This is a genomic window from Micromonospora fluostatini (assembly GCF_050410825.1).
GTDB classification, from domain to species: Bacteria; Actinomycetota; Actinomycetes; order Mycobacteriales; family Micromonosporaceae; genus Micromonospora; species Micromonospora rosaria.
In genome coordinates, this window is record NZ_CP191251.1 from 1022124 (window position 1) to 1040238 (window position 18115).

General features: G+C 73.1%; 18 protein-coding genes. 6 read left to right on the plus strand and 12 right to left on the minus strand.

All coding sequences use genetic code 11. The features are described from left to right. Nucleotides 1–175 precede the first annotated feature (175 nt). On the plus strand, nucleotides 176–757 hold the full coding sequence (locus ACQUFX_RS04650) for a hypothetical protein (RefSeq protein WP_428964773.1): 582 nt from the start codon (nucleotides 176–178) through the stop codon (nucleotides 755–757). A gap of 26 nt (nucleotides 758–783) precedes the next feature. Beyond that, the gene (locus ACQUFX_RS04655; RefSeq protein ID WP_428964774.1) at nucleotides 784–1272 is read left to right on the plus strand and encodes a DUF2690 domain-containing protein; all 489 of its coding nucleotides are present in this window, start codon (nucleotides 784–786) and stop codon (nucleotides 1270–1272) included. A gap of 15 nt (nucleotides 1273–1287) precedes the next feature. On the opposite strand, the gene ACQUFX_RS04660 is transcribed toward ACQUFX_RS04655, so the two are convergent. The 3 genes from ACQUFX_RS04660 to ACQUFX_RS04670 all read right to left on the minus strand — a co-directional run bounded on the left by ACQUFX_RS04660 (nucleotide 1288) and on the right by ACQUFX_RS04670 (nucleotide 5231). Continuing rightward, complete coding sequence (locus ACQUFX_RS04660; RefSeq protein ID WP_428964775.1) at nucleotides 1288–3777, minus strand: tetratricopeptide repeat protein; 2490 nt, start codon at nucleotides 3775–3777, stop codon at nucleotides 1288–1290. A 41-nt stretch (nucleotides 3778–3818) separates the two neighbouring features. Continuing rightward, complete coding sequence (locus ACQUFX_RS04665; protein ID WP_428964776.1) at nucleotides 3819–4232, minus strand: hypothetical protein; 414 nt, start codon at nucleotides 4230–4232, stop codon at nucleotides 3819–3821. A 126-nt stretch (nucleotides 4233–4358) separates the two neighbouring features. Continuing rightward, nucleotides 4359–5231: an alpha/beta fold hydrolase gene (locus tag ACQUFX_RS04670; RefSeq protein WP_428964777.1), complete on the minus strand. Its 873-nt coding sequence runs from the start codon at nucleotides 5229–5231 to the stop codon at nucleotides 4359–4361. Between the two features lie 322 nt (nucleotides 5232–5553). On the opposite strand from ACQUFX_RS04670, the gene ACQUFX_RS04675 reads away from it, so the two are divergent. After that, complete coding sequence (locus ACQUFX_RS04675; RefSeq protein ID WP_428964778.1) at nucleotides 5554–7977, plus strand: ATP-binding protein; 2424 nt, start codon at nucleotides 5554–5556, stop codon at nucleotides 7975–7977. 52 nt (nucleotides 7978–8029) lie between these two features. Here the strand turns inward: ACQUFX_RS04675 and ACQUFX_RS04680 are convergent, their stop codons facing one another. The 7 genes from ACQUFX_RS04680 to ACQUFX_RS04710 all read right to left on the minus strand — a co-directional run bounded on the left by ACQUFX_RS04680 (nucleotide 8030) and on the right by ACQUFX_RS04710 (nucleotide 14400). Further along, nucleotides 8030–9544: a cellulose binding domain-containing protein gene (locus ACQUFX_RS04680; RefSeq protein ID WP_428964779.1), complete on the minus strand. Its 1515-nt coding sequence runs from the start codon at nucleotides 9542–9544 to the stop codon at nucleotides 8030–8032. 186 nt (nucleotides 9545–9730) lie between these two features. After that, on the minus strand, nucleotides 9731–10561 hold the full coding sequence (locus ACQUFX_RS04685) for an AAC(3) family N-acetyltransferase (RefSeq protein WP_428964780.1): 831 nt from the start codon (nucleotides 10559–10561) through the stop codon (nucleotides 9731–9733). 62 nt (nucleotides 10562–10623) lie between these two features. Continuing rightward, the gene (locus tag ACQUFX_RS04690) at nucleotides 10624–11565 is read right to left on the minus strand and encodes an aminoglycoside phosphotransferase family protein (RefSeq protein ID WP_428964781.1); all 942 of its coding nucleotides are present in this window, start codon (nucleotides 11563–11565) and stop codon (nucleotides 10624–10626) included. 57 nt (nucleotides 11566–11622) lie between these two features. Beyond that, entirely contained in the window at nucleotides 11623–12141 is a 519-nt protein-coding gene (locus ACQUFX_RS04695) for a pyridoxamine 5'-phosphate oxidase family protein (protein ID WP_428964782.1), read from the minus strand. Between the two features lie 147 nt (nucleotides 12142–12288). Next, nucleotides 12289–12654, minus strand: coding sequence for a GntR family transcriptional regulator (locus tag ACQUFX_RS04700; RefSeq protein ID WP_428964783.1), 366 nt, complete (start codon nucleotides 12652–12654; stop codon nucleotides 12289–12291). Beyond that, a complete protein-coding gene (locus ACQUFX_RS04705) occupies nucleotides 12651–13430 on the minus strand; it encodes a hypothetical protein (RefSeq protein WP_428964784.1) in 780 nt (259 codons plus the stop codon). The genes ACQUFX_RS04700 and ACQUFX_RS04705 overlap by 4 nt, the downstream gene beginning before the upstream one ends. A gap of 97 nt (nucleotides 13431–13527) precedes the next feature. Then, nucleotides 13528–14400, minus strand: a complete 873-nt coding sequence (locus ACQUFX_RS04710) for an aldo/keto reductase family oxidoreductase (RefSeq protein WP_428964785.1) — start codon at nucleotides 14398–14400, stop codon at nucleotides 13528–13530. Between the two features lie 126 nt (nucleotides 14401–14526). Here ACQUFX_RS04710 and ACQUFX_RS04715 point away from each other — a divergent pair, with 126 nt between their 5' ends. Continuing rightward, the gene (locus ACQUFX_RS04715; protein WP_428964786.1) at nucleotides 14527–14970 is read left to right on the plus strand and encodes a winged helix-turn-helix transcriptional regulator; all 444 of its coding nucleotides are present in this window, start codon (nucleotides 14527–14529) and stop codon (nucleotides 14968–14970) included. Between the two features lie 105 nt (nucleotides 14971–15075). On the opposite strand, the gene ACQUFX_RS04720 is transcribed toward ACQUFX_RS04715, so the two are convergent. Beyond that, nucleotides 15076–15630, minus strand: a complete 555-nt coding sequence (locus tag ACQUFX_RS04720; RefSeq protein WP_428964787.1) for a sugar O-acetyltransferase — start codon at nucleotides 15628–15630, stop codon at nucleotides 15076–15078. Between the two features lie 81 nt (nucleotides 15631–15711). Here ACQUFX_RS04720 and ACQUFX_RS04725 point away from each other — a divergent pair, with 81 nt between their 5' ends. Next, nucleotides 15712–16674: a LysR family transcriptional regulator gene (locus ACQUFX_RS04725; protein ID WP_428964788.1), complete on the plus strand. Its 963-nt coding sequence runs from the start codon at nucleotides 15712–15714 to the stop codon at nucleotides 16672–16674. Between the two features lie 19 nt (nucleotides 16675–16693). Here ACQUFX_RS04725 and ACQUFX_RS04730 read toward each other — a convergent pair whose 3' ends face one another. Next, nucleotides 16694–16960: a helix-turn-helix domain-containing protein gene (locus ACQUFX_RS04730; RefSeq protein WP_428964789.1), complete on the minus strand. Its 267-nt coding sequence runs from the start codon at nucleotides 16958–16960 to the stop codon at nucleotides 16694–16696. A gap of 90 nt (nucleotides 16961–17050) precedes the next feature. Here ACQUFX_RS04730 and map point away from each other — a divergent pair, with 90 nt between their 5' ends. Further along, nucleotides 17051–17845, plus strand: coding sequence for a type I methionyl aminopeptidase (gene map, locus ACQUFX_RS04735; RefSeq protein WP_428964790.1), 795 nt, complete (start codon nucleotides 17051–17053; stop codon nucleotides 17843–17845). Nucleotides 17846–18115: the final 270 nt, after the last annotated feature.

Genomic DNA, 18115 nt, shown 5'->3' on the forward strand with positions numbered 1-18115 from the left:
CACTGAAGCACGGACCGCCCAGAGCTGACCGGGACGGGGCCGGGCGATCGGCCCCACCACGCCGACTGTCGGATCACGGTCAGCGCGCTCCGCCGAGACGGATGTTCCCTACCCTCGTGATATCGATCCCGGTGCGCGCCGAAGCCGGCCGGCGACCCCGTCATGGAGGTGGTCCATGTCCCCCCACCACACCCTTTTCACTTCCCGCCCACGTCGTCGTCCACCGGCCCTGCTCCTGATCCTCGGGTTGCTCCTGGGTCTCGCCGCGCCCACGGTGACGGCGGCACCCGCGTCCGCCGGGCCCAGCGTGCTGACCCTCCCGTTCTGCACCTCCAGCGCCTTCTTCGAGCCGGATCCGATCGTCGGCCCCGTCACCACCGGTACGACCTGGACGTTCATCGGAGCCCGGAGCAACGGGCCCTTCACCTACCGGTACTGGATGGCGCAGCGGCCATCGGGCGGGTCGTCGATCCTGTACTACCGGAACAGCCTGGTGGCCGAGTGCAACTCGGCGAACCTGCTGGTCTCCAGCACGGAGCTCACGACGAACAGCGCCTCCGCCAGCAGCATCTACTGCACCCGCTACACCGACATCTCGTCCCCGGTGATGGCGAGCACCGAACGGTACGTCGGGCAACGATGGGTTCCCACCACGGGGCTCACCCCGACCGCCACGATCCGGTACTGGCACGGGGAGTGGTACTCCCTCACCTCCCTGACCTGGAACTACAGCTACAGCTACGTGGTGCGGTGCTGAACACCCGTCTGGAGGAGTCCCCGCTCATGAGTAGAAGCGTCTCGCGGGTCGCCGCGGCGGTGGCCCTCACCGCCGGGCTGGCCCTGGCTCCGGTCCAACCCGTCCAGGCGGCACCGCCCGGCAGCCAGTACGACTACACCGACCCCGCCCAGACGGGCTGCTCGGCAACCGCCGTCACCATCTGGTCGAAGCAACTCCAGCACCCGGTCACCGGCGTGGTCAACGGCGTCATGGAGGTGCGCTACTCCACGGCGTGCCAGACCAACTGGGTGCGAGTGAACAACTACGTCAACGGCGCCGCAGCCACGAAGATCATGATTCGTCCGCGAGTGCACACTCCGGAAGGTGGGTCGCTGGAGTACGCCTCGGACACCACCGTCGACGTCTACCACGGCTGGAGCTACGGGCTGCAGTTCTACGCCCCGTCCTGGGTCTGCATCCAGGTCGGCGCGACGCTCACCCTCGGCAACGAGGTGATCGGCTCCAACGGGCAGTCCGTCGACTGGGTCTGCTGACCGACGCCGGAACGGTCACCGCTCTCCGCGGTGGGCCCGTAACTGGTCGAGCCGCGCTTCGACGAGACGGGTCAACGGATCGTCCGGTCCGAACTCGTGGACGATCCTGGCATGCTCGCGCCTCCAGTAGGTCAGCGGGTCGGTGAGCATGCCGTCGACGTCGGCGCCGGACTGACGGAGGGCACCGAGACCCTCGGTGAGGACGCGCAGCGTGCCGAGCCGTTGCTCCACGATCGCGGTGTGCGGGTGGTCGGGACCGAGCACCCGCGAGCAGTCGGACAGGAGGCCTTCCCACGCGCTCCCAGCGCCTGCCAGGTCCCCGGAGGCCTCGATCCAGTGCGCGGCGTTGTGCCGGATCGTCAGGGTGTGGGGATGATCGGGGCCGAGGGCCAGGCGGTAGGCGGTGGCGAGAGCCTCGTGGGCTGCCGCGGCAGCCGTGCGGTCGCCCGCGTGTCCGTACGACCGGGCCAGGTTGGCGCGGGCCTGCAGAGTGGTCGGATGGTCGGGGCCGAGGAACTCCTCGCAGTCCCTGAGCAGCGCCGTGTGGGGTGCCGGGTCACTGGCGTGGCTGAGCGCGTTGACCTCGCATCGCGTCGACAGGGTGTCCGGATGGTGGGGGCCCAGGATCCGCAGGCAGTCGGCGAGGACCAGGTGAAGGTCGGTGGGCTCCCCGGCCCGGGCGAGGAGGACGGCGAGGTTGTTCCGGGTGGCGATCGTCTGCCGATGCTGGTCGCCGAGGACCCGGCGCTGATCGGGGAGGAGACTCTCGTACCCCGCGATCGCGGCCGCGCGGTCCCCGGCCTCCGCCCGCATCCGCGCGAGATTGTGGCGGGTCACCAGGGTGGCCTCGTGGTCGGGGCCGAGAACACGTAGCTGCTCGGCCAGCAGGCCGGTCAACGTGGTGGCGGCACCGGCGTGGTCGCCGGCGATACCCTGCCAGTAGGCGAGGTTCCCCCGGGTGGCCAGGACGTCGGGATGATCCGCCGGGTGGCGGCGCTGGTCGTCCAGGAGCAGTTCGCGGTACGTGGCGACGGCCCCGGCGTGGTCACCTGCCAGTCCTCGACTCCCGGCGAGACAGTGCCGGACGTGGCGGGTGTGCTCATGATCGGGGCCGAGCAGCCGGCGCGCGGTCGCCCACAGGCCGCTCCAGTAGGTGACGGCGGCACGGACATGGCCCTGGTCGCGGAGGCTGGCCCCGGTGTGGAAGAGCACCGGGTGGGCACCGGGCTGCCACAACAGGTCCCCGCTGTGGCCGAGCAGCGCCTCGGCGTTCGCGCGCAGACCCTCCTCCGCTGCCGGGGTGCGGAACCTGCTGCGCCAGATCCGGGCCAGGGCGTCCGCGGCGGCCTGCGCGACCGTCCGGGCCTGCTCGGGCAGCAGCCTGTCCCGGGTGGCGCGTTGCACCAGCGCATGGACGCGGATCTCGTCGCCCTCGATGGTCAGCAGGCTGAGCCGCCGAAGGTTGCGCAGGCCGTCGAGGAGGTCCTCGGTGGCCGGCCGTGGCCCCGTGCCGCGCAGGTGCGCGTCGCACGCCGCGGCGACGACCACCGTGAGCGGGATGCCGTTCGGGTCCAGGAAGCTGGCGAGGTGCAGCAGCGGCCGAGCCTGCCCGGCCGGGGACAACCGGTCCGCGGCCTCGATCGACAGGGACCAGGTGACGGCGATCGTGGCGGTCTGGTCGTCGGGCAGCGCCTCGGTCTCCGGCACCAGCTCGGCGAGCGTCCTCCTGCGTTCGGCGAACCTGCGCCGGTAGCCGGCACAGGTCAGGTCCCGGTCGAGGAGGTACGCGGCGGCCTGGGCCAGGGCCAACGGCAGGTACCCGAGGTCGGCCGCCAACCGCTCGGGCTCGTCCAGCAGCGCCGGATCGCCGCCGAGCTTCTCACCCAGGTACCGGTGCGCCTCCTCGGGCGTGAACAGGCCGACGTCGACGATGCGCCGACCCTGTGCGGCGAGAACGGCGTCCCGCCGACGGGTGGTCACCAACACCCGGCCGCCGGCCGTGCGTGGCGGCCACAGACCAGCCAGGTCCCCGGGTGCGGCGAGGTCGTCGAGGACGATCAGCCAGCGGCGGCCGTGCGGCTCCGCGAGCCAGGACAGGAAACGGGCGGCGCCCTCGGCCGGGTCGGCCGCGTCGACACCGGTGAGGTCGGTCGCGGCGCTGGAGAACGCGCCCAGCACGGCCACCCGAGACCTGGCGGTGACCCACATCAACAGGTCGACGTCGCCCTCCCGCCACGCTCGGTCGGCGAACTCGGCGGCGAGCTGGGTCTTGCCGACGCCGCCCAGGCCGGACAGCACCTGGCAGGACCCCACCGTCGAGCCGTCCGGCACCGCAGTCAGTAGGTCCTCGTCGACCTCCCGGCGCTGCCGGCAGTCGGCCAGCGCCGGAACGACACCGAAGCGGCGCGGCCACCTCGACGCCACCCGGCCCTCGTCGACGCCGGCCGGATGGACGTGGATGGACGAGCCGTAGAAGACCCCGGCCGCCCCGTGGTTGCCCGTCACCTGGACCACCGCCGGACCGGAGCCACCGGGGACGGCCGGCCCTACGCCGTCCCCGGCTCCGCCGGGGGGCCGGGCCTACCCCCACCCGGCGCCTGATGGGTGACCGTCACCGGCGCGTGGAACGTGCCGACCGCACCGAAGTTGGTGTCCACCCGGACACGGTCGCCCCTGCCGGCGACATCCGCGCCCGCCAGGTCCAGCAGGCGCTGGGCGGTGGCGAGGACCTCCCGGTCCGCGTCCGCGCCGCACACGGCGAGTGCCACACCCAGGCGGACGGGGGTCACCTCAGCCGCCGCGTCCAGCACGCCGACATCCGAGCCCCGGCGAGCCAACAGCCGGGACAACCGGCCCTTCAACGCCGCGTACGCATCGGCGACCGCGCTGTTCGCAGCCGTCGACACCCCCGCCGCGGCCCCCGTCGCCAGCGCGGCGAGGATCAGTTCGACACCGGTCACGACCACCTCCCACGCGCCAGCGTCACAGACGGGGTCAACCGCCGTGACCCCGCGCCGATCGTCCCTGCCGACGTCGTTGTCCAGCTCACCGGGCTGACCGTGAGTAGCGGCGGCAAGAGACCCGCTTCAGCGGTCGTCGTCGAGCGTCTGCCGGAGGGTCACCGCGAACGCGTCCGGGTCACCCGGCCAGCCGAACTCCCCACCGAGGAAGCCGCCGTGGTGGCTGGGGAAGACCACCGCCGTCGTGCCGAGCCGGTCGGCGACGGCGAGCCCGCCGCGGTGGGCCAGCTCGCCTTCCGATTCGGCCCCGACGCCGACCACGATCCGGGTCGACGCCGCCCGCAGGGCGTCGAAGTCGTGCTCATGGTGGGTGCAGGTGATGAGGTTCTGCCCGAGCATCACGTCGTCGCGGGAGCCGTCGTCGTCGGTCGGCAGGCCGAACGCGGCCGGATCGGGTGCCGGCCGCTCGGTGTAGTCGGCCGGGATCTCGCCCCGGAATCCGGTGAGCGCCATGAACCGCGCCATGCCCGCACCGAAGCCGTCCCGTTCGTACGCCCGGCGGACGTCCGCGGTCGCGGCCAGCGCCGGCTCCCGATCCGGCAACACCTGGGCGGCCGGAGGCTCGTGCGCCACCAGGACGCGCACCTGCTCCGGGTGCCGGGCCACCAGCACGAGCGCGTTGACGGCGCCACCGCTGCTGGCGAAGACGTCCACCGGCCCGCCACCGAGGGCCTCGATCACCCGGTGCAGGTCGTCGGCGTGCTGCTCGGGCGTGGACTCGCCGCCGGTGTCGGTGCGCCGGCTGCGTCCGGCCCCGCGCGGGTCGACGGTCACCACCGTACGGTCCCGGAAGTGCGCGGCGAGGCTGGTGAACCCGGTGGCGTCCATCGGGGAGCCGATCATCAGCAGCGTCGGTGCGGCGCCGGCTTCGCCCTCGCGGACGTCGTAGTGCAGGGTCGCCCCCGGCACGTCCAGGACGTGGGTGCGTGCCTCGGTCATGGTGATGCCCTTCAGGAGGTGCCGGTGGCGGGCGGCCCGGTGGGACGGTCGGTGCGCCCCGGGACGGGACCACAGGACGCGATCGAGCGGTTCGACGCGAAGCTATCACCGGCCACCGACAGAAACGCTCCGCTCGACCGCTTCCACCCACCCACGGCGGACAGGCCGCTGCCCGGACGGGCTCCGGTGCCGGTCCCGGTGACTCGTCACGGATCCACCATGGTGATGATCACACTCTGTGCGCGCCCGCCCGATGCTCGTCACGCACGTGCGAGCATCTATGCGCGTTACGTGAGTACGGGGCGTTGGTGGTGGGGGGAGCATGCCCACGAGTCGGGTGCAGCGTGACCAGTTCGGAGGCCTGCTCAGGACCCTCCGCCTGGAGCGGGGGCTGACCCAGGAAGAGCTCGCCGAGGCGGCCGGTTCCAGCGTCCGCGGCATCCGGGAGATGGAGAGCGGCCGGGTACGCAGCCCGCAACGACGGACCGTGGTGCTGCTCGCCGACGCCCTGCGGCTGGCCGGGGAGGACCGCGACCGCTTCGTCACCCTGGCCCGGGCCGACCGGCAGCCACCCACCAGGGGAGCAACGCCACCCGACGACGCGGTGGTGTCCAGCCGCCCGGCGGTGGTCGTACCCGGGGAACTGCCCGCCGCCGTGCCCGACCTGACCGGCCGGGCGGAGATCCTGGCACGGCTCTCGACACTGGCCGCCGACGTCACCGCCGGGCGACCGGACACCCCCTCGGTGGTGGTGCTGCACGGGCCGCCGGGAATCGGCAAGACCAGCCTCGCCGTCGCGGCCGGACACCGACTCAGCCCCGCCTTCGCCGGCGGACAGCTCTTCGTCGACCTGCAGGGCGTCCCCCCGGACGGGCCGGTCGACCCGGCCGAGGCGCTGGCCGGCATGCTCCGGTCACTCGGGGTGCCCGACGCCCGGGTGCCGGTGTCACCCGCCGAGCGGGGCGGCCTGTTCCGCACCCTCACCCGCGACCGGCCGCTGCTGGTCGTCCTGGACAACGCCGCGAACGAGGCACAGGTACGCCCCCTGCTGCCGGCCGGGCGGGGATGCCTCGCGCTGATCACCTGCCGGCGCCCACTGACCGGTCTCGCCGGTACGGCCCGCCAACCCCTCGACCTGCTCGACCCGGCAGCCGGTCGACAACTGCTCACGGCGATCGTCGGCGCCGACCGCATCGCCGCCGAACCCGCCGCCGCCGACCACCTCGTCAAGCTCTGCGGCCGGCTGCCCCTGGCCCTGCGGATCGCCGGCAACCGCCTCGTCAGTCGACCGCAGTGGTCGGTCGGCTGGCTGGTGGACCTGCTCCGCGACCAGCGTCGACGGCTGACCGTCCTGACCGCCGGAGACCTGGGCGTCCGGTCCGCGTTCGAGGTCTCGTACCGGCAACTGGACCCCACGACCGCGCGGGTGTTCCGGCGGGCCTCGCTGATCCCCGGCACCGACTTCGCACCCGCGCTGGTCGCCGCCGTCGCCGGCACCGACGAGGAGACCGCGGCGGCAGCCCTGGAGGAGTTGGTCGAGGCCGGCGTCCTCCTGACCACGGGGGACCGGTACCAGTTCCACGACCTGGTCCGGCTCTACGCCCAGGAACGCCTCGACGCCGAGGAACAACCGGCCTGCCGGACCCGGGCGCACACGCAGATGGTCGACTGGCTGCTGCGGCGTACCCGACAGGCCGGCGCCATGTTCGAACCGGTCGCCTGCCGGGCCGACTCCCCGTTCGACGACGACCGGGCGGCGGCGTCCTGGCTGGACCGGGAGTCCGGCAACTGGCTGGCCGCGCTCCGCGACGCGGCCCGCTCCGGTCGGCACGCCGACGTGGTCGCGGTCGCCCGGGCCCTGCACTGGTACTCCGACGCCACCAGCCACCGGCACTCCTGGGACGAGATCTTCTCGCTCGGGGTGACCGCGGCCCAGGCCACCGGCAGCCCCCGCGACGAGGCCGTCCTGCTGAACTTCCTGGGCTGGGCCCGGTACTTCTGCCGGGACCGCAACACCGACGGGCTGGCCGCCCTGGCCCGGGCCCTGGACCTGGCCCGGCGGATCGGGGACCGCCGGGAGGAGGCGTGGGCGCTGACCTACACCGCCGCGATCCACATCCGGCTCGGCCGCGCCGCGACGGCCATCGACCACGGCCGCCGCGCCGTGGACCTGTTCCGCGAGGTCGGGCACACCCTCGGCGAGCACAGCGCGGCGAGCGTGCAGGGCGGAGCGCTGGCCGCGCTCGGCCGGTTCGCCGAAGCGGCCGAGCTGCACCGCGAGGTGCTGGCGTTCTACCGCCGGGGCAACGGTCTCAGCCGTACCGGCGCGGCGGTGGCCCAGGCCGGCGCGATGACGAGTCTCGGGGCGGACCTGGCCGGGATGGGCCGGTGGCGCGACGCCGCCGACGAGTACGCCCGCGCCTGGCGGGTGTTCCACCGCTGCGGCGCGACCTTCAGCGAGGCCAGCGCCCTGCACCGGTACGGGCTCGCGCTCCAGGCGTTGGGCGAGGTCGACGCGGCGGCCGAGGCGCTGGGCTCGGCGCTGGCCCTGTACGCCGCACTGTCCTGCCCGTGGTGGGAGGCGCAGACCCTCTACGCGCTCGCGGCGCTGGCCGACGCGGCCCCGGACCGGGCCGCCGAGGCCCGCCTGCTGCGCCAGCGGGCCCTCGACCGGTGCGGCGAACTGGACGCCCCGGAGGTGCGGACCCTGCGCGCCACCCTGCGACGCGAACTGGCCGAGTCCTGACCGCACCGGCACCGGGCCCCGCCGACGGCGCGGCGGGGCCCGGTGGACGGGGTCAGTTGCAGGTGGTGCCGTTGAGGGTGAACGGCACCGGGGTGGCCGGGGAGCCGTTCGCGGTGAAGCCGACGTTGACGGCGCCGCCGGTCGGGATGGCGGCGTTGTGGTTCTCGTTGGTGACGGTCACCGCCGACCCGGTCTGCTGGAAGACACCGTGCCAGTGGCCCTGGAGGGTCTGCCCGCCCGGGAAGGACCAGCCCAGCGACCAGCCGTTGATGGCCGGGCCGTCGTTGTAGACGGTGACGCTGGCGCTGTAGCCGGTGCCCCACGAGTTGGTGACCACGAAGGAGACCCGGCAGGTGCTGGCGAGCGTCGTCGCCGGCACGAGGTTGCCGTAGTCGTCGCGGGCGGTGGCGAAGTCCTGGAACCCGAAGCCCGGGCCGGCCGACCGGGTGGTGGTACCGGCGGCGAGCACCGTGCCGTCGGAGTTGACGGCGTAGACCGGGCCGCCACTGTCGCCGCCCCGGGCGGACTCCTCGCCGTCGAGCTGGGTGGCCTCGACGAGGTCCTCGATGTCGGTGTAGTGGAAGTCGACCCGCAGGTTGCAGACGGGACCGCCGATCTCACCCGCGGAGGTGTACCCGGACTGGCACAGCAGCTGACCGGGGATGACCTGGGTCCAGCCGACCACCTCGGCGCGGACCTCGTCGTGCTGGCCGCCGACGTAGATGTGGTCGCCGGGCGACGCCGTCGAGATGATCATCGTGTCGTGGTCGTCGTTGCTGTCGACCGCGTAGCCGACCAGCGTGCCGGTGTTGGTGGTCGTGTTCCACCCGACGTGCCAGGGCGAGCCGATGGCTCCGCAGTGCTCGGCGGTGAGGACGTACCCGTTGCCCGTGTCGGCGTTGCGCACCCCGAAACCGGCGGTGCAGCCGGGGGTGGTGAACCCGATGCCCGACCCCCCGTCGAACGGGGCGACGTCGTTGGCCCGGGACCGCTCGACCATCCGCTCGCGCTCGACGACGCTGGTACGCACGCCGGTGGCCGGCAGCTTCGGCAGCCTGGCGCTCCGGGCATCCTTGACGGCGAGCTCGATGCCGCTGCCGTCGGTGCGCAGCCGGACCGAGTGGATGGCGTCCGCCGGGTCGGCGGCCACCACCGGGGCGAGCCTGGCCGCCGCCGCGCGCAGCTCGGCGCGGGAGTAGGTCGCGTCGACCACCTCGACCGGCGCGGTGCGGCGGGCGGCGGTGACGGCGGCGAGGACGTCGGTGGGCGGCGCGCCCTTCCACCACAGGGTGACGTGGTCGTCGACCAGGCCGATGCCGGCGTAGCCACGGGCCGGCGTGCGCTCCACCGCGGTACGGATGACATTGGCCGCGTCGACCAGCGGAGCCTGGGCGAGCATCCGGTCCAGGGTCGGCGCCGGGATGATGTCGAGGATGGACGTGGCGGCCCCGGCCGCCGTGGGCTGGCTGGACTCCGCGTACACGGAGGCGGAACCGGTGAGCGCCGTCGCAGCGACCAGTGCCCCGACGACCACCGTACGGGTGATCGCTTCCCGAAGTTGTGTCATGGCGCTGAGTCAAACAACGCCCGATGCCGGGAGACAGGCAGGACGCCCGGCAGGAGTCATCCTGCCGGGCGTCGACCGGCGCTGTCGGTCCGAGACCGCCTCGGATCACCCCAGCCATCCGCATCAGGCTCAGGTATCCGGAGCCCAGCTCCGGGCGTTCGCGGGCAGCCGACGGTGCTTCGCTCGCTACGCCCCGCCGGTCGGGGGCGCGGTGCCGGCAGTGGGCTCTGCCCGGCGGTTGGCGGCCATCCAGGCGGTCGCGAAGTCGACGAGGGCAGGCTGGGACATCAGGCGGGCCGTCGCACCACCGACGGGACCGACCACGGCGGCACCGGTGGCCTCGAAGTCAGCGCCCAGCCGGTCGAAGTCGCTCTCGTCGGTGACGACGTCCACCCACGTCGTCCAGCGGCTCGTTCCGTCCGGCTGCCGGACCGACGAGCCGGTGCCCGCCCGTGGGGGCGACGCCTGTCGCCACTCCGCCAGGTGCAGCGACGTGTTGGTGCGGTGACCGCAGCCGAGCAGGAGCACCGTGCCGTCGAGCCGGTACACCGCGCCCAGCGGTGAGTGCTCACCCAGCGCGTCGTCGAGCTGGTGCCTGCCCACGACGGTCGCGGCGTTCCTGCCGAGCGCGGCGCAGGAGACCTGCGGGTGATCGCTGCGCAGCGCACCCGGCCACGTGCGGACCGCCTCGGCGATGACACCCATCCACCGGCCCGGCGTGCACGACGGGTCGAAGCCGGGAGCCTGCTCGCGGATCACCGGCCACCACGCCTCGGGGACCGGCGGATGCCGCCACCCGGCCGGGTCCGTGTTCTCGGACGTGTGGGTCGGCACGACGAGGGTGCCCTCCGGTCCGAGCACGTCCAGCACCGCGTGCACCACCGCCTGGACGCCACCGGCCACGAATCCGAGGCTCCGGTACGAAGAGTGCAGCAGCAAGACGTCGCCCGTGGCGATGCCGAGCGCCCGCAGGTCGGATGCCAGGGACCGGACGGTGTGGGGTGACGGCTGCTCCATTCGGCGCAGCATAGGCGGAGCCGCGAACCCTTTCGGCGCCCGGCGCGCGTGACGGGGCCGGCTCAGCGGGTGGTGGCGTCGGCCAGGATGTGGTCGAGCCGGGCCCGGCACTCGGCGACGAACGCGGGACAGGTGTGCCAGTAGTAGGCGATCCCGCTGACGCCGACGGCGACGGCCCAGGCCCGGGCCCGCGTCCAGGTCGCCTCGTCGAGGTCCATGGCGTCCCAGTACGCCTGGCGGCCCCGGGCCGGCAGGTCCCAGACGGTGGCGTGTTCGGCGTCGGGGAAGCCCACGGACAGGCCGCCGAAGTCGATGACGGCGTGGAGGCTGCCGTCGGTGACCAGCAGGTTGCTGGGCTTGAGGTCACCGTGCAGCCACACGGGGCCGGCGGCGGGCTCCGGCAGGGCGAGCGCGGCGCGCCAGAACCGTTCCAGCGTCGCCACGTCCAGGTCGTCGCCGACGGTGGCCCGGCAGTCCTGGAAGTACTGGCTGACCCACTCGTCGCAGGGTTGCAGGGGCCCGGCGCGGTACCAGCTCAGGTCGTCGGTGCGGGGTGCTCCCATCAGGTCGACGCGGTGGAGTTCGCGGACGAAGGCCGCCAGGTCGGCGCCGAACGTGGCCCAGTCGCTGACGGTGTCGGGCCGGGGCTCCTGTCCGTCGATCCACCCGAGGACGGACCACGGCAGCGGGAACCCGGGGGTCGGTGTGCCGGCGTGGCGGGGTTCGGGGATGGCGCGGGGGAGCAGCGGCGCGAGCCGGGGCAGCCACCGTTGCTCCTTGCGCAGGGACCGGGCCTTGTCGGCGGTCCGCGGAACGCGGACGAGCAGGTCGTCGCCGAGCCGGTACATGGTGTTGTCCGTTCCGGCGCCGGCGGGTGACAGCGGCAGGTCGGCCCACTGGGGGCACTGCGCCCGCACCAGTGACCGGACAATGTCCTTGTCGACGGGTACCTCGTCGTGGTGCAGGGTCACGTCAGGGATCTTCCCGCCGTGGGACCGGGTCATGCCATCGATTTCCGGCAGAGCGCGCGGAGCAGGTCGAGCGGGTGACGCCCCTCCCGCTCAGCCGGTGACGAGGGTGTCGACGTCGGGGGCGTAGACGGTCATCCAGTGCGGTCGCAGCCGGTAGTAGACCACCTCGTTGTCCCAGTCGAAGGCGTCCGGGCCGTAGAAGTCCTGGAAGTAGGCGAGCAGGTCCGGCCAGTCCGCGGCCGGCTCGCCGCCCCGGGGGTTGAGGACCTCGACCGTGCCGTGGGTGAACACGCCGAGGTCCTCGCCGCGCAGGTGCGCGACGCTGGCCGCCGGCCGCGCGGCGAGGTGACGGGCCTTGGCGGCGCCGGGCGCCGTGCCGAAATGCCACCTGCCGTGCAGGAAGTGCCCGTCCACCCCGCTGATCCTCGGCTCGCCCTTCGCGGTCACGGTGGACAGGGCGAGGGTGCACATGCCGGTCAGGACCCGGGTGAGCTGCGCCGCGGTCAGGGTGCGCTCGACGACGATCGAGCGGAGGTGGGCGGTGGAGCGGGACAGGGAGGAGTCGAGCAGGGCCTGCAGTTCGCTGAGCTCCTCGGGCGTTTCGCGCACTCTGGGTCGTCCCTTTCTGCCGGTGGGGCCGGTACACGTCCGCCACCGACGCGACCGGTCCCACCATGCTCCGCCAGAAACCTGACACCCCACGTCGCATTTCCCCAATGACGGCCGGCAGGTCCGGGAGCGGGGCGCGGCGGTGACTCAGGGCGTCGCCGATCGGCCCAGCGCCGCCTCGACGATCCGGATCGCCTCGGTACGGTCGATGCCGACGCTGGAGATCACCGCCGCGTACTCGCGGGCGGCCCGGTGCGCCTGCTCCAGCGCCTGCTCACCGGCGGCCGAGACGAACGAGCCGGCCCGCCCCCGGGTCTCGATCAGCCCGGCCTCCTCCAACTCCCGGTACGCCCGACCGACGGTGTTCACGGCGAGGCCGAGGTCGGCCGCGAGCCGGCGGATCGTCGGCAGTCTCGTGCCGACGGCGAGCGAGCGCTCCTGGATCTGCCGCGCGAGCTGGGCCCGGAGCTGCTCGTACGGCGGCGTCGGCGAGGCCGCGTCGATGACGATCATCGGACGGCCAGGGCCCGCCGCGCCGCCGTCCCGACACCCGTGGTCCGGATCTGGATCAGGCCACGCGCGATCACTCCCGCCACGACCAGCGCCACGGCGGCCGCGTTCCACCAGCCGATCGACTCCCCGACCAGGAAGATGGGCGGCAGCGACCACACCAGGCTGGGCGTGACGAGGGCACGGACGTCCTCGACCCGCATGATGACGTCGGCCGTGAGCGACGCCTCGTCCTCCGCCACGGCCGGGGCCGCCAGCACCTGACGCAACTGCAGGACGGTCCCGGCGCCGGCCCCGGCGAGGCCGATCAGCACGACGATCGCCCCGTACCGCAGGCCGGGATCCGACACCGGCAGCACGCTCACCGCCAGCAGCAGCGCGCCGCTGAAGGTGGCGGCCATGAAGATGGCGTACGGCCAGCCCAGCACCGCCGGCCAGCCGAGCTGGACCGGGTGGGCCACCCGCTGGGACAGTTGGGCGCCGGCCCACCGGTCGACCCGCCGTACCCACCAGCCGAGCCGCCACTGGCCCACCAGCAGCCCGCCCACGAGCGCCACCAGCGCCAGCAGCGGCGGCCAGGAGAACGTCGGGTCGGGGAACCGCCCCCAGACGTGGGTGAGCGCCGCGCCGATGAGGAACGCGGCCAGCAGGCAGCTGTCGACCAGCTTGGCGCGCCGCCGCACCGCCAGCCGGGTCGCGAGCAGCGGGGTCGGCTCGACGTCGGTCAGGCCGTGCCGGTCCAGCCACCGCCTCGCCTCCGGAAGATCTGCTTGGCGCATGTCGCACCTCCGTATGTCGCAATCCTTGTCTCAATAAGATGAGTCATAGCATGCGACAAAGTCAAGGGTGGCGGACCGGCCGCTGCCGCCGCGCCAATCAGCGACCGATCTGGTCCAGCTCGGCCAGGTCCTCGGGCGAGAGCGACAGACCCGCGCCGGCGATGTTCTCGCGCAGGTGCGCCGCCGACGAGGTGCCGGGGATGAGCAGGACGTTCGGTGACCGGTGCAGCAACCAGGCGAGGGCGACGGCCATCGGCGTCACCCCACGCCGCGCGGCCACCCCCGACAACGTCGAGGACTGCAGCGGGGTGAAGCCACCCAGCGGAAAGAACGGCACGTACGCGACGCCCTGCCCGGCGAGCGTGTCCACGAGCGCGTCGTCGTGACGGTGGGCGAGGTTGTACATGTTCTGCACGCACACGATCGGCGCGATCGACTGGGCCTCGACGACCTGCTCCACCGTCGCGTTGCTGACCCCGAGGTGGCGGATGAGCCCCTGCTCCCGAAGCTCGACGAGCGTCCCGAACGCCTCGGCGAGCGAGCCCGCCTGCGGCCCCTCGGCGTCGCCGAGCCGGAGGTTGACCACGTCGAGGACGTCGAGCCCGAGGCTTGCGAGGTTGTCGTGGACCTGGCGGCGCAGATCCTCGGGCCGTCGCGCCGTGGGCCAGCCGCCGTGCCCGTCCCGGGTCGCGCCGACCTTGGTCACGATGTGCAGCGACGGGGGATAGGGGTGCAACGCCTCCCGGATCAGCTCGTTGGTGACCCGCGGCCCGTACGCGTCGCTGGTGTCGATGTGGGTGACACCGGCCTCGACGGCCGCGCGCAGCACGGCCCGCGCGCCGTCCCGGTCCGCGGGCGGCCCCATCACCCCGGGACCGGCGAGCTGCATGGCGCCGTACCCGAACCGGGTGACGGTCAGATCGCCCAGGGCCCAGGTGCCGCCGGGAAGTCGTGCGGAGGAGGTGCTCATCGTGGTGCCTCTCGTGGTGACGCAGGGGGTGCCTTCCGGCCTCCTGCATCATTGTTGGGAGGTAACTTCCTGTCAGGAAGAAGGCACCTGGAAGTGCGTAGGTCACCACGGGGTGGGGGAGCATCGATGGCGACGGTGACGGCGGCCCAGCGCAGGGCCCAGGCCAAGGCGGAGTACGACGCGTTCCTGGCGGCGTGCCCCAGCCGCGGGCTGCTCGACCGGATCTCGGACAAGTGGGTCGTCCTGATCCTGTGCGCGCTCAGCGGTGACGGCCCGCACCGGTCGGACGCCGACGCCGGCGGCGAACCCGGCCCGATGCGGTACTCGGAACTGGCCCGCGCGCTGGCCGGTGTCAGCCAGAAGATGCTGACCCAGACACTGCGGTCGCTGGAACGCGACGGTCTGCTCACCCGTACCGTCACCCCGACCGTGCCCGTCACCGTCACCTACCAGCTGACCGACCTCGGACTCTCGCTCTACGAGATGACGCGCGGACTCAGGAGCTGGGCCGAGACGCACATGACCACGGTGCTCACACACCGCGACGCCTACGACGCGCACACCTCCTGAGCCGCGACCACGTCGACGGCCACCCGGCCCGGGCAGCGCTACCCGGAGGAGGTGGTCACCGACAGCCGGAGCCACGGCCGGTGCAGGCCGGCGTAGCCGTCCGGGTCAGGCGTCCCAGGTCCTGCGCGCGGAGGCGGCCGGGCCGGTCACGAGCGTGTTCGGCGGGACGTCCCTGGTCACGACGGCACCGGCGCCGACCACACAGTTGCGGCCGATCGTGACGCCGGGCAGGACGGTGACGGCGGCGCCGAGCCACACGTCATCCTCCAGGGTGATCGGCGCCGCCAGGACGTACTCGCGCCGCTGTCCGGGCGGGACGGGATGCCCGGAGGTGACGAGGTTCGACTTCGGGCCGATCATCACCCCGGAGCCGATCCGGATGCCGCCCTGGTCCAGGAACGTGCAGCCCTGGTTGACGAAGACGTCCTCATCGAACGCGGTGTTCAGGCCGTAGTCGGTGAAGAACGGCGGGAAGATCCGCACGGACTGGGGGAGGGGACCGGCGAAGACCTGCGCGAGCAGCGCGGCCCGTGCCTCGGCGTCGCCGAACGGCAGCACGTTCAACCGCGAGGTCAGGTCGGTGACCTGGTGGATCCGCTCCGCGTAGCGCGCGAACTCCGTCGTCCGGACATACATCCGCTGGGTTGTGGCGGTAGACATGTGATGATCTCAGCAAAGACCCCGACCAGCGGGCAAACAACCGACACGCCCTCCAGACACAACCGAAAGTTGGGACAGCGAATGGATCTCGACGGCGTCCGGACGTTCGTCCTCGCGGCCGAGCTCGGCCAGTTCCAGGAGGCCGCGGACGAACTGGCCGTCACCCAGCAGGCGGTCTCCAAGCGCGTCGCCGCCCTGGAACAGGCCGTCGGCGCCGTGCTGTTCGCGCGGACCACCCGTGGCGTGCGGCTCACCCTCGACGGGCAGACCTTCCTTCCGCACGCCCGTGAGCTCCTACGCGCCGCCGAGCGCGCCCGGAACGCGGTCCGACCCGGCAGCCGCGCGCTCCGCGTCGACGTCACCCACCGGCGCATCGCGCCCGCCGTCGCCCTGCACGACTTCCACGTCGCCCACCCCGACCAGGACCTCGACGTGGTCACCCTGGCCGAGAACAACCTCACCGCGGCGCTGGCCGCCGTGCGCACCGGCGCCGTGGACGCCTCCTTCCGCGCCGTGACCCTGCCGGCCGACACCCTGCCGGCCGGCATCAGCACCGCCCGCGCCATCGACCACGAGCTCGAAGTGCTGCTCGGGCCACGGCACCCCCTGGCCAGGGAGCAGCACCTCGAGCCGGCCCGCCTCGCGGGGCACCGGATCTGGATACCCGGGATCGTTCCCGGCACCGAGTGGGCGACGTTCTACCACGACTTCGCGGACGCCTTCGGCCTGAGCATCGACGGCATCGGCCCGCACTTCGGCGACGAGGCGCTGCTCGACCAGTTGTCCACGTCCGCCGACCTCGCCACGATCGTCGGCAGGCGCGACCGCTACCTGTGGCCGGCCCGCTACGACCTGCGCCGGATCCCGCTGCGGAACCCGACCCCGATCTATCCCCATTCCCTCATCTGGGCCACCGCCAACCCCCACCCCGGCCTGGCCGCCCTGCGGGCGTACCTGTCGGCCGCGCGCCACGCCCGGACACCAGCCGCGCCGCTCTGGACGCCGGCCTGGACCACGCCCGACCACGGCGGGCTCCAGAGCTGACGACGAGGGCTGCGGGTCGCTAGGACGCCTGGCGGACGGGCATGTCGGCCAGCCAGACGTCGGCCAGGTCGGCGAGGGGGACGTCGAGGGCCTGGCTGAGGCAGACCACCGTGCCGAACGCCGGTGCGGGCAGCCGGCCCGCCTCGATCTTGCGCAGCGTCTCGGGGGAGATGCCGGCCGCCAGGGCCACCTCGACGAGGCTGCGGCCGGCCCGCGCGGCCCGCAGGGCGGTTCCGAGGCGCTGGCCCGCGGCGATCTGTGCGGCGGTGAGTGGTTGGCGAACCATGCCAGCAGGATATCCCTGCGGAGCGCCCGGACCCTGCGTGGTATAAAAATGCCGGTATAGAAATACCGCATGGGGGAGAGGGAGGCAGCCGTGATCGAGCTGAAGTCCACCGAAGAGATCGGCCGGATGGCGGTCACCGGCCAGTTCGTCGGCGAACTGCTCGCCGACCTGGCCGGTGTCGCCGCGGTCGGCGTCAACCTGATGGACCTCGAACACCACGCCCGCCGCCGGATCGCCGACCGTGGCGCCGAGTCCTGCTACTGGGACTACGCCCCCTCGTTCGGGCGCGGCCCGTTCCGCAACGTGTTGTGCCTGTCGGTCAACGACGCGGTGCTGCACGGCCTGCCGCACGACTACGTGCTGCGCGACGGCGACCTGCTCAGCATCGACATGGCGGTCAACATCGACGGCTGGGTCGCCGACTCCGCGCTCTCCGTCGTCGTCGGCACCCCCGACCCGGCCGACCTGAAGCTGATCGAGGCCACCGAGGTCGCCCTGGAAGCCGCCATCACCGCCGCCCAGCCCGGTGGCCGCCTCGGCGACATCTCCGCCGCCATCGGCGAGGTCGCCCACTCCTACGGCTACCGCGTCAACGCCGAGTTCGGCGGCCACGGCATCGGCCGCACCATGCACGAGGACCCGCACGTCTCCAACAACGGCCGCGCCCGTCGGGGCCTTCGACTCGACCCCGGCCTCACCATCGCCATCGAGCCCTGGTTCTGCCGCTCCACCGACAAGATCAGGTTCGACGACGACGGCTGGACGATCCGCTCCGCCGACGGCTCCCGCACCGCCCACTCCGAGCACACCGTCGCCATCACCGCCTCCGGCCCGCAGGTCCTGACCCGCCGCCCCGCTCCCACCACCACGCCCGCCGCCTCCTGACCACGCGCCGTCAGCGGCCAGCCGAACCGGTGCCTCGGCGCGTGCGGACGCGCGTGCGGCGGCGGCGATGCGGGCGGGTGGAGGGCCAGGTGCCCGGCGGGCCACGACCGGGCACCTGGCCCTCGGTCGATGATCTCCGCTCGGAAGAAAAGCGAGCATCCCGAGCGGGCGACGGCACGGGCACAGCGAAGATCCGCGCCCCGGTTGTCCTCGATCGCCGCGGCCATCCTTGCCACGGCCGTGATTGTCACGGCCACAGCGTGTCGCGGG

Bases quoted from the DNA above. Each gene is read 5' to 3' on its own strand.
- ACQUFX_RS04650 (WP_428964773.1), top strand. From the start codon at position 176: ATGTCCCCCCACCACACCCTTTTCACTTCCCGCCCACGTCGTCGTCCA.
- ACQUFX_RS04655 (WP_428964774.1), top strand. From the start codon at position 784: ATGAGTAGAAGCGTCTCGCGGGTCGCCGCGGCGGTGGCCCTCACCGCC.
- ACQUFX_RS04670 (WP_428964777.1), bottom strand. From the start codon at position 5,231: ATGACCGAGGCACGCACCCACGTCCTGGACGTGCCGGGGGCGACCCTG.
- ACQUFX_RS04675 (WP_428964778.1), top strand. From the start codon at position 5,554: ATGCCCACGAGTCGGGTGCAGCGTGACCAGTTCGGAGGCCTGCTCAGG.
- ACQUFX_RS04680 (WP_428964779.1), bottom strand. From the start codon at position 9,544: ATGACACAACTTCGGGAAGCGATCACCCGTACGGTGGTCGTCGGGGCA.
- ACQUFX_RS04685 (WP_428964780.1), bottom strand. From the start codon at position 10,561: ATGGAGCAGCCGTCACCCCACACCGTCCGGTCCCTGGCATCCGACCTG.
- ACQUFX_RS04690 (WP_428964781.1), bottom strand. From the start codon at position 11,565: ATGACCCGGTCCCACGGCGGGAAGATCCCTGACGTGACCCTGCACCAC.
- ACQUFX_RS04700 (WP_428964783.1), bottom strand. From the start codon at position 12,654: ATGATCGTCATCGACGCGGCCTCGCCGACGCCGCCGTACGAGCAGCTC.
- ACQUFX_RS04705 (WP_428964784.1), bottom strand. From the start codon at position 13,430: ATGCGCCAAGCAGATCTTCCGGAGGCGAGGCGGTGGCTGGACCGGCAC.
- ACQUFX_RS04710 (WP_428964785.1), bottom strand. From the start codon at position 14,400: ATGAGCACCTCCTCCGCACGACTTCCCGGCGGCACCTGGGCCCTGGGC.
- ACQUFX_RS04715 (WP_428964786.1), top strand. From the start codon at position 14,527: ATGGCGACGGTGACGGCGGCCCAGCGCAGGGCCCAGGCCAAGGCGGAG.
- ACQUFX_RS04720 (WP_428964787.1), bottom strand. From the start codon at position 15,630: ATGTCTACCGCCACAACCCAGCGGATGTATGTCCGGACGACGGAGTTC.
- ACQUFX_RS04725 (WP_428964788.1), top strand. From the start codon at position 15,712: ATGGATCTCGACGGCGTCCGGACGTTCGTCCTCGCGGCCGAGCTCGGC.
- ACQUFX_RS04730 (WP_428964789.1), bottom strand. From the start codon at position 16,960: ATGGTTCGCCAACCACTCACCGCCGCACAGATCGCCGCGGGCCAGCGC.